General features: G+C 41.4%; 8 protein-coding genes and 1 pseudogene. 8 read left to right on the forward strand and 1 reads right to left on the reverse strand.

The window, feature by feature from the left end:
- A pseudogene (locus tag UC75_RS19335) lies at nt 1-624 on the forward strand (MFS transporter); the annotation flags it as partial.
- Nucleotides 625-720: 96 nt separating this feature from the next.
- On the opposite strand, the gene paaZ reads toward UC75_RS19335, so the two are convergent.
- Complete coding sequence (gene paaZ / locus UC75_RS00055) at nt 721-2,823, reverse strand: phenylacetic acid degradation bifunctional protein PaaZ (protein ID WP_049836271.1); 2,103 nt, start codon at nt 2,821-2,823, stop codon at nt 721-723.
- 265 nt (nt 2,824-3,088) lie between these two features.
- Here paaZ and paaA point away from each other — a divergent pair, with 265 nt between their 5' ends.
- From paaA to UC75_RS19340, 7 genes are all read left to right on the forward strand, one after another.
- Nucleotides 3,089-4,027, forward strand: coding sequence for a 1,2-phenylacetyl-CoA epoxidase subunit PaaA (gene paaA, locus UC75_RS00060; RefSeq protein WP_049836272.1), 939 nt, complete (start codon nt 3,089-3,091; stop codon nt 4,025-4,027).
- Nucleotides 4,028-4,059: 32 nt separating this feature from the next.
- The gene (gene paaB, locus UC75_RS00065) at nt 4,060-4,350 is read left to right on the forward strand and encodes a 1,2-phenylacetyl-CoA epoxidase subunit PaaB (protein ID WP_000389648.1); all 291 of its coding nucleotides are present in this window, start codon (nt 4,060-4,062) and stop codon (nt 4,348-4,350) included.
- Between the two features lie 12 nt (nt 4,351-4,362).
- Nucleotides 4,363-5,118 carry a 1,2-phenylacetyl-CoA epoxidase subunit PaaC gene (gene paaC / locus UC75_RS00070; protein WP_049836273.1) on the forward strand — a complete coding sequence of 252 codons (756 nt, stop codon included), beginning with the start codon at nt 4,363-4,365 and terminating at the stop codon, nt 5,116-5,118.
- Nucleotides 5,119-5,134: 16 nt separating this feature from the next.
- Entirely contained in the window at nt 5,135-5,635 is a 501-nt protein-coding gene (paaD, locus tag UC75_RS00075; protein ID WP_049836274.1) for a 1,2-phenylacetyl-CoA epoxidase subunit PaaD, read from the forward strand.
- Between the two features lie 23 nt (nt 5,636-5,658).
- The gene (gene paaE / locus UC75_RS00080; protein ID WP_049836275.1) at nt 5,659-6,720 is read left to right on the forward strand and encodes a 1,2-phenylacetyl-CoA epoxidase subunit PaaE; all 1,062 of its coding nucleotides are present in this window, start codon (nt 5,659-5,661) and stop codon (nt 6,718-6,720) included.
- Between the two features lie 8 nt (nt 6,721-6,728).
- Nucleotides 6,729-7,502: an enoyl-CoA hydratase-related protein gene (locus UC75_RS00085; RefSeq protein ID WP_049836276.1), complete on the forward strand. Its 774-nt coding sequence runs from the start codon at nt 6,729-6,731 to the stop codon at nt 7,500-7,502.
- A partial coding sequence (locus UC75_RS19340) for an enoyl-CoA hydratase-related protein (RefSeq protein WP_228136961.1) occupies nt 7,502-7,839 on the forward strand: 338 nt, incomplete at its 3' end. The genes UC75_RS00085 and UC75_RS19340, both read left to right, overlap by 1 nt.

Genomic DNA, 7,839 nt, shown 5'->3' on the forward strand with positions numbered 1-7,839 from the left:
ATTCCCCAAGACCTAGTCTCTTTAGATACGCTCCCTAAGCAGCCTCTCGATAGAGACACTTTACTGTTCGCTTCCAGTAATGCACTTGTACAGTTTAGTCCTATGCTGGTTATTCCTATTTTGGCACCATTAATGATACAGCAGTTGGGTGCTTCTCAAGATCTACTGCCTTGGCTCTTCTTTAGTGGGGGCGTGATAGGTTATCTGTCTACAAAAATCACAGGGGCGTTAACCTCCCGTTTTTCTGCTTTAATGATGGCTACAGCTTCAACGATCGTCTTTATACTGAGTTTACTGATACTAATTTTAGGCTATCCGCATGCGACGTTATTTATTAGTTTATTTCTCGGTGCATCTTACAGTCGTTTGGTGACATCTTCGGTGGTTTCGATTCAGTTTCCTGATGATAGACAACGAGCTGGATTTTCTTCATTACAGACCTCAATCATGTATCTGGTTACAACCATCGCATTCTTTCTGTCTGCTTTTTTATTACCTGATCATGGTATGGCACCACACAATCTAAACAAGTTACTGGTGATATGTGCAATTTCCGCAGCAGGATTTCCAATTCTCGTTATTATTCTGCAAAAGAAACTGGCTAAACGTTTTCATCCAACATAACTCTAAAGTCGCTATTTTTCGATTCATTAAAAGGACAACGACTAATGTTAGATAAAAAACTGATGGATATTAGCTATCCATCAGTTTGAGTTCTATTTATAAATCACGAGCAACTAAGGTTAAAATGTCGTAAGTTGCGACAAGTTCACCGCGTTGGTTTTTGACTTTAATATCCCATACCACAACGCCATGCGCAGGCTGAGACGGGTCTTTTTGTGGTTTAGGTGTTTTTTGTTTGCAGGTCAATTCAACCTGAATCGAGTCACCAATTTTAACTGGTTCAACAAAACGTAAGTTGTCCATACCGTAGTTGGCGATAACAGGACCTTGTGCTGCATCTACAAATAGACCTGCTGCGGCAGACACAATGAAATAGCCGTGTGCAACGCGCTCACCAAAGAAAGACTCGGCAGCTGCAATTTTGTCGGTATGTGCATAGAAATAGTCACCGCTTAAACCAGCAAAGTTAACAATATCTGCTTCGCTTACGGTGCGACGCGCCGTTAATAAACGTTCACCAATCACTAACTCATCAAACGACTTTTTAAATGGATGTACGCGGTCTTCGTTAACTTTCGAGCCAGCAGTCCATGAGTGGGTAATTTGTGTCAGGCTGTTTGGAGAACCTTGAATTGCTGTACGCTGCATGTAGTGTTTAACGGCGCGAATACCACCTAACTCTTCACCGCCACCTGCACGGCCAGGTCCGCCGTGTACAAGATGAGGAAGTGGAGAACCATGTCCTGTACTTTCTTTTGCTGACTCTGCATCGAGTACATGCACACGGCCGTGCCAAGGCGCAATTTTTTGGATAATCTGTTCAATATTCTCATCGTTATTTTTAACGACAGAAGCCACTAGGCTACCTTCGCCACGTGAAACAAGGTCAGCTAATTCTTCAATGTTGCTATATGGCATAAGGGTACATACAGGACCGAAAGCTTCTGTGGTATGTACATGTGTTGCTTGTAAAGGTTGTTCGCAGAGTAATAAAGTTGGAGCAAAAAATGCACCTTTTTCAGGATGATCTGCATTAAATTTAAAGGACTCGCTGCTACCAAAAACAATTTTTGCGTCTTTGCTGAGTTCGGCAACTTTTTCTGCAACGTCATGTTTTTGTTTAATGCTCGCCAAAGCGCCCATGGTGGTTTCTTCTTTTTGAGGGTCACCCACCACAACTTTAGCAAGTTTGGCAGTTAGCTTCTCTTGTACAGTCGCTAACAAACTTGAAGGAACGAATGCACGACGAATTGCAGTACATTTTTGGCCTGCTTTTGTGGTCATTTCACGGAACACTTCACGTACAAATAAATCGACAGTTTCTTCATTTGCATCAGGGCTTAAAATTGCACTGTTTACCGAGTCGGCTTCCATGCTAAATGGAATCGAATATTTATTAAGGTGAGGGTGGTTACGTAGTTTTTGACCTGTGTATGCAGAACCTGTAAACGTAACGCAGTCTTGTGGGCCTAAGTGATCGAACAAATCATACGTTTGACCGCAAATGAGTTGTAGCGAGCCTTTTGGTAACACATGTGCTTCTTCAATGGCTTTTACAACCGCTTGAGTTAATTGAGAGCCATCAGTTGCTGGTTTCACAATACATGGCATACCTGCAAGTAGAGTCGGTGCAATCTTTTCAAGCATTCCCCAAATTGGGAAGTTAAATGCGTTGATGTGAACGGCAACACCTGCTTTAGGACTTAAAATGTGCTTAGCACCGAAAGTTCCATTCTTAGAAAGCTGAATCCAGCTGTCTTCAGTAATAATTTTTTCATCATTGAGTTCACGGCGAACCAGACTCGAATAAGCAAATAATGTCTGGATGCCACCTTCAATATCAATCCATGCATCTTTACGAGTTGCACCTGTTGCATAAGCAAGTTTGTAGAACTCTTCTTTACGCTCAAGTAAATATTGGGCAATTTGTTTTAATGCATTTGCACGTTGGTGAAACGTCCAGTTAGCCAGTTCTGAACCATTTTGTTTGGCATATTGAACAACACGTTTCATATCTATGCCATGACTACTTACGGCATAAATCGATTCACCTGTAATGGCATGATAAACAGGACGTAGTTCTTCACTCGTCGAATGCCATGTTCCATAGACATAAGAAGCAAGATGAGACTGTTGATGCTCAGACTGCTGAAAATCTGTGTCAGTTGAGATTCCTTCTAGGTGTGCTTGTTCAAGCATGACCAAACTCCTTTTTTATGTGATACATCAATTATAAAAATTGTGAAAATATGATTCATAATTTCAGATTAATTTGTCTAAAAGTCAACTTTATTTTGATTTATAAAAGTAAAAAGGTTTTTTACAATTGGTTTAAATTTAATAATTTCAATAATTTGATGTGTTTTACTGTTGGTAATTTAATTTGATACTAAAAAAGTGATTGACTTTGTTTTTAGTGTATCGAAAAATAGATTTAAGGGTGATACCTACAGGGAATGAAAGAATGGAAAACAACTACCAGAAATTTGAACAAAATATTGCCAATGAAATTACGATCGAGGCTAAGGATCAAATGCCCGATGCCTACCGCAAAACATTGATTCGTCAAATCGGGCAACATGGCCATTCTGAAATTGTAGGTATGTTGCCTGAAGGGAACTGGATTACTCGTGCGCCAACTTTAAAACGTAAAGCGGTTTTGCTCGCGAAAGTCCAAGATGAAGCGGGCCATGGTTTGTATTTGTACAGTGCGGCAGAAACCTTAGGTGCTGACCGTGATGACATGATGGAAAAATTGATTGATGGGAAAATGAAATACTCATCAATTTTTAACTATCCAACTTTGACTTGGGCAGATGTCGCTGCAATTGGTTGGCTTGTCGATGGGGCAGCTATTGTGAACCAAGTTGCACTTTGCCGTACTTCATATGGGCCATATGCACGTGCAATGGTACGTATTTGTAAAGAAGAAAGTTTCCACCAACGCCAAGGTTTTGAAGCCATGATGGCTTTAGCAGGCGGTACACCAGAACAAAAACAGATGGCACAAGATGCGGTAAATCGCTATTGGTGGCCAGCTCTCATGATGTTTGGTCCAAGTGATGAGCATTCTCCAAACAGTGCACAAAGCATGGCATGGAAAATCAAACGTTTTAGTAACGATGAATTACGTCAAAAGTTTGTTGATAACACTGTGCCGCAAATTTTACAGCTAGGTTTGGAAGTTCCAGACCCAGATTTAAAACTGAATGAAAAAACAGGCCACTACGAGTTTGGCGAGATCGACTGGCACGAATTTAATGAAGTGATTGCCGGACGTGGACCATGTAATCACGAGCGTATCGAAGCACGCCGTAAAGCATGGGAAAACGGCAAATGGGTTCGTGATGCAGCCGTGGTCTATGCGAAAAAACAGCAGCTTGAAGCGAACAAAGTGGCTTAACAAGATTTATGGAAAAATTTGAGGAAATCAAAATGGAAGATAAAAACAACTGGTCGCTCTACGAAGTATTTGTACGTAGTAAACAAGGTTTAAGCCACCGTCATGTAGGCAGCTTAAGAGCACCCGATGATGAGATAGCACTGCAACATGCTCGTGATGTTTACACGCGTCGCAATGAAGGAATTAGCATTTGGGTGGTTCGCTCTGAACTGATTAAGTCATCACAGCCAGATGAAAAAGCTGAATTTTTCGATCCTTCTCTAGACAAGGTTTATCGTCATCCGACTTTTTACCATATCCCAGATGGCATTGAGCATATGTAAGGGAGATGACACATGAATCATTCAGTTTTATCTAAATTCTTATTACATATTGGCGACAGTCAACTGGTTTTATCTCAGCGTTTAGCTGAATGGTGCGGGCATGCACCTGAGCTTGAAGTTGATATTGCTTTAGCAAATATCGGTTTGGACTTGTTAGGTCAGGCAAGAAACTTTCTGACCTTGGCAGGTCAATATGATGAAGCTAAACGTGATGAAGATCAGCTTGCATATTTCCGTACAGAACGTGAGTTTTTAAACCTATTGTTGTGCGAACAACCGAATGGTGACTTTGCACAAACGATTGTACGTCAGTGGTTGATGGATCATTACCATCTTCATTTATTTACTGCTTTAGCGCAAAGCTCACTTCCTGAATTAAGCGCGCTTGCTGTGAAATCTTTAAAAGAAGTGAAGTATCACATCCGTTTTTCGACTAGCTGGATGGAACGTTTAAGTTTAAGCACAGATGAAGCGCATCAACGTGTACAAGACGGATTAAATAATTTATGGCGCTTTACCGCTGAGTTATTTGAACTTAATGCAGACGAACAAGCATTAGTGGCACAAGGCGTGATTCCAGATTTTTCAAATGAAAAAGAACAATGGAACCAAACCATTGCAGATGAGCTTAAGCGCTTTGAATTAAATGTTGCTGTGAACGGTGCTTATCGCCGTGGTGCAAAACAAGGATTGCATACCGAGCATTTAGGTTATTTGTTGGCTGAAATGCAAAGTATTCAAAGAACTTATCCGGGAATGACCTGGTAAGATAAGGAGGTGAGCCATGCAAATGATTCGTCATTGCATCGACCAATGTTGGGATGTTCTACAAACGGTAAGTGACCCTGAAATTCCGGTTTTATCTGTTGTGGATTTAGGCATGATTCGCGGTGTAGAGATTAACGATCAACAAGAAATTATTGTTCGTCTAACTCCGACATATAGCGGTTGCCCAGCAACAGATATGTTGAAAGCACAAATTGCTGAAGCCTTTACCGCAGAAGCTTTGACACCAGTCAAAGTCATGGTCGATTTATCAGAAGCATGGACCACGGACTGGATGTCTGAAGCGGGTAAAAAGAAACTGCAAGTTTATGGCATTGCACCACCAGAAGGGTTGGCGCATCAATGTGGGACTCACGTTCACTTAAAAGATGGTGTCGAGTGTCCATGTTGTAAAAGCCGACATACCCGACTGTTGACAGAGTTTAGTTCTACCGCCTGTAAAGCACTTTATAAATGTCAGGACTGTCTTGAGCCTTTTGATTACTTCAAATGTATTTAAGTCTTTAGATAAGGAAATCAGCCATGAGCCAATTTGTACCATTAAAAGTAAAAAGTATTACGCCTCAAACCGATCAGGCAATTTGTATTGCATTTGACGTTGTACCTGAACAACAAGAACAATTCCAATTTCAACCGGGTCAACACTTAACCATTCGCCATTTAACCGAAGCTGGTGAAATCCGCCGTTGTTATTCAATTTGTAGCTATGCAGCAAAAGAAGACATCAGCATTGCGGTTAAAAAAATTGATCAAGGTCAATTTTCAAACTGGGCAAATGATCATTTAAAAGTGGGTGATGTGCTTGAAGTGATGCCACCACAAGGTGTGTTTTTTCAAAAAGCAGCCAAGATGGGCGGACAAAACTATTTAGGCGTTGCTGCGGGCAGTGGTATTACCCCAATTTTATCGATAGTTAAGCAAGTTTTGTTTGAACAACCTGAAGCTAAATTTACCTTGCTCTATGGCAATCGTTCATGGAAACAAACCATGTTTGCCGAGCAAATTATGGATTTGAAAGATCAGTTTAAAGAACGCTTTCAACTCATCAATATTTTTTCTCGTGAGTTCAATGACAGTGAGCTGATGAACGGTCGTATTGATGAAGAAAAGCTAAAACAGCTTTTTGATTTTGATGTACTTGAAACGAGTTTTGACCATGTGTTTGCCTGTGGTCCAGACGAAATGATGAATGCTGTAGAAAGCACGTTGCCAAACTATGGTATTGCAAAAGAAAAAATCCACACCGAACGTTTCCACACAGGGCAGGCTCGTAAACGTAGTGCTGAAGCTGATGCAAATCGTAAAGAAGAAAAAGTAAACATCATTTTAGATGGTCGTGAGCTGATTGTTTCTGTGGCTCAGGACGATGAAAGTATTCTTGATGCGGCTTTACGTGCGGGTGCTGACTTGCCGTATGCCTGTAAAGGTGGGGTATGTGCGACTTGTCGTTGTAAAGTTGTTTCTGGTGAAGTCGATATGTTCCTTAACTATAGCCTTGAAAAAGATGAAGTTGAAAAGGGCTATGTACTTAGCTGTCAAACCTTACCAAAAGGCTCAAATGTTCGTTTGAGTTTTGATGAGTAGAGGCTGTCATGCAAGAGTTAATCAAAGCCAGCACAGCAACTGACGATGTTTTGTTATTAACCCTAAACCGTCCAGAAAAAAGAAATGCTTTAAACAATGCAACATTGCAGTGTTTATGCGAGTTGCTCGAAGAAGCTGAGCACAATGCTCAAGTCAAAGCAGTGGTTTTAACAGGTAACGCTCAATGTTTTGCTGCTGGAGCAGATCTTAGCGAATTGGCTGCAATGGACGCCGTGACTTTGCAACTCGATATTCGCCCGAAGCTTTGGCAAAAAATTGATGCATTTAGTAAGCCACTGATTAGTGCAGTCAATGGCTATGCCTTAGGTGCTGGGTTTGAGTTGGTTTTACATTCGGATATGGTGGTTTGCGGTGAAAATGCCCGTTTTGCTTTACCTGAAATTGGCCTTGGCATGTTGCCGGGTGCAGGCGGAACACAGCGTTTAGCGCGCTTGGTTGGACAACAACTCACCATGCGCTGGGCCATGACAGGTGAGATGATTTCGGCAAAACAGGCAGAGCAACACGGTATTTGCAGTCAAGTGGTTCCGACCGAATTAACCGTTGAATATGCGGTTCAACTTGCAGCAAAAATTGCGAAACAAGCGCCTTTAGCGATTCGCGTGATTAAACAATCAATTAAAAGTATTCATGAAACGACTTTAAGTCAGGGACTCAAGTTTGAACGTCAAAACTTTGTCTGGCTGGCGGCTACAAAAGATCGAAACGAAGGGATTAATGCTTTCTTTGAGAAAAGAAAGCCAGTGTTTAGAGGTGAGTGATGGACTATCAAAATATTATTGCTGAAGAAAAAAATGGTGTTGGCTACCTGACATTTAACCGCCCAAAAGCACTGAATAGCTTTAACGTTGATATGCACCGTGAAGTGGCTGAGGTTTTAAACCAGTGGACCAAAAATCCAGATGTTCGCTGTGTTGTGATTAGTGGCGAAGGCCGCGGCTTTTGTGCAGGGCAAGACTTAGGTGATCGTGTAGTAGACCCAAATGCTGAAGCTCCAGATTTAGGATATTCGATTGAAACTTACTATAACCCGCTCATTAAAACGATTGTAAATATGCCAAAGCCTGTAATTTGCGCCGTAAATGGTGTGGCAGCAGG

Source organism: Acinetobacter sp. V2 (genome assembly GCF_001188385.1).
Lineage (GTDB): Bacteria > Pseudomonadota > Gammaproteobacteria > Pseudomonadales > Moraxellaceae > Acinetobacter > Acinetobacter oleivorans.

What these genes read in the sequence shown, in the direction of transcription:
- paaZ (WP_049836271.1), bottom strand. Translation starts at nt 2,823, where the DNA reads ATGCTTGAACAAGCACACCTAGAAGGAATCTCAACTGACACAGATTTT.
- paaA (WP_049836272.1), top strand. Translation starts at nt 3,089, where the DNA reads ATGGAAAACAACTACCAGAAATTTGAACAAAATATTGCCAATGAAATT.
- paaB (WP_000389648.1), top strand. Translation starts at nt 4,060, where the DNA reads ATGGAAGATAAAAACAACTGGTCGCTCTACGAAGTATTTGTACGTAGT.
- paaC (WP_049836273.1), top strand. Translation starts at nt 4,363, where the DNA reads ATGAATCATTCAGTTTTATCTAAATTCTTATTACATATTGGCGACAGT.
- paaD (WP_049836274.1), top strand. Translation starts at nt 5,135, where the DNA reads ATGCAAATGATTCGTCATTGCATCGACCAATGTTGGGATGTTCTACAA.
- paaE (WP_049836275.1), top strand. Translation starts at nt 5,659, where the DNA reads ATGAGCCAATTTGTACCATTAAAAGTAAAAAGTATTACGCCTCAAACC.
- UC75_RS00085 (WP_049836276.1), top strand. Translation starts at nt 6,729, where the DNA reads ATGCAAGAGTTAATCAAAGCCAGCACAGCAACTGACGATGTTTTGTTA.